We start from the raw sequence: 1,867 nt of genomic DNA on the forward strand, positions 1-1,867 counted from the left end.
TGATTCCTTGTGCAGGTGTGTGGATGGGTAGGGGAGCGTCGTGCCGCGAGTGAAGCAGCGGGGTGACCCAGTTGTGGACGCGGCACGAGTGAGAATGCAGGCATGAGTAGCGAAAGAAGGGTGAGAAACCCTTCCGCCGGATGACCAAGGGTTCCAGGGCCAGGCTAATCCGCCCTGGGTGAGTCGGGACCTAAGGCGAGGCCGAGAGGCGTAGTCGATGGACAACGGGTTGATATTCCCGTACCCGCGAAAGAGCGTCCCTGATGAACCTCGTTGTGCTAACCACCCGAGCTGGCTGATGTCTTCGGACGGATGTTGGTGAGCGTGGGAACCTGATGGGTAGTAGTCAAGCGATGGGGTGACGCAGGAAGGTAGCTGAGCCCGGCCGGTGGTTGTGCCGGGGTAAGCGTGTAGGCCGTGTCGTAGGCAAATCCGCGACACATGAAGGCTGAGACGTGATGCCGAGCCGATTCAGGTGAAGTCAGTGATCCTATGCTGCCGAGAAAAGCCTCTAGCGAGTTCTTAGCGGCCCGTACCCCAAACCGACACAGGTGGTCAGGTAGAGAATACCGAGGCGATCGGGCGAACTGTGGTTAAGGAACTCGGCAAATTGCCCCCGTAACTTAGGGAGAAGGGGGGCCGGAGACGTGAAGCCCCGCGCGGGTGGAGCGTTGTATGGCCGCAGAGAGCAGGGGGAAGCGACTGTTTACTAAAAACACAGGTCCATGCGAAGAAGTAATTCGATGTATATGGACTGACGCCTGCCCGGTGCTGGAACGTTAAGGGGACCTGTTAGCTCTTCGGGGCGAAGCGGAGAACTTAAGCGCCAGTAAACGGCGGTGGTAACTATAACCATCCTAAGGTAGCGAAATTCCTTGTCGGGTAAGTTCCGACCTGCACGAATGGCGTAACGACTTCCCCACTGTCTCAACCACAGGCCCGGCGAAATTGCAGTACGAGTAAAGATGCTCGTTACGCGCGGCAGGACGGAAAGACCCCGGGACCTTTACTATAGCTTGACATTGGTACTCGAATTAGCTTGTGTAGGATAGGTGGGAGCCGGTGAAGTCCATACGCCAGTATGGGTGGAGGCAATCTTGAAATACCACTCTGGTTGATTTGGGTATCTAACTTCGGACCGTTATCCGGTTCAGGGACAGTGTCTGGTGGGTAGTTTAACTGGGGCGGTTGCCTCCTAAAAGGTAACGGAGGCGCCCAAAGGTTCCCTCAGCCTGGTTGGCAATCAGGTGTTGAGTGCAAGTACACAAGGGAGCTTGACTGTGAGACTGACAGGTCGAGCAGGGACGAAAGTCGGGACTAGTGATCCGGCACTTGCGAGTGGAAGCGGTGTCGCTCAACGGATAAAAGGTACCCCGGGGATAACAGGCTGATCTTCCCCAAGAGTCCATATCGACGGGATGGTTTGGCACCTCGATGTCGGCTCGTCGCATCCTGGGGCTGTAGCAGGTCCCAAGGGTTGGGCTGTTCGCCCATTAAAGCGGTACGCGAGCTGGGTTTAGAACGTCGTGAGACAGTTCGGTCCCTATCCGCCGTGCGCGTAGGATACTTGAGAAGGGCTGTCCCTAGTACGAGAGGACCGGGACGGACGAACCTCTGGTGTGCCAGTTGTCCCGCCAGGGGCACGGCTGGTTAGCTACGTTCGGAAGGGATAACCGCTGAAAGCATCTAAGCGGGAAGCCTGCTTCAAGATGAGGTATCCCACCCACTTTGTGGGGTAAGGCCCCCAGCTAGACGACTGGGTTGATAGGCCGGAAATGTAAGCCCGGTAACGGGTTCAGTTGACCGGTACTAATAGGCCGAGGACTTGACTACCAAGCTGCTACGCGTCCACTGTGCAACTCTCGAT

1 rRNA gene is annotated in these 1,867 nt (G+C 56.9%); it reads left to right on the top strand.

Annotated elements, in window-relative coordinates:
- Positions 1 to 1,833 (top strand): 23S ribosomal RNA (locus AB0K07_RS30425); the annotation flags it as partial.
- Between the last annotated feature and the right edge of the window lie 34 nt (positions 1,834 to 1,867).

It is taken from the genome of Micromonospora sp. NPDC049301 (genome assembly GCF_040678715.1).
Classification (GTDB): domain Bacteria; phylum Actinomycetota; class Actinomycetes; order Mycobacteriales; family Micromonosporaceae; genus Micromonospora.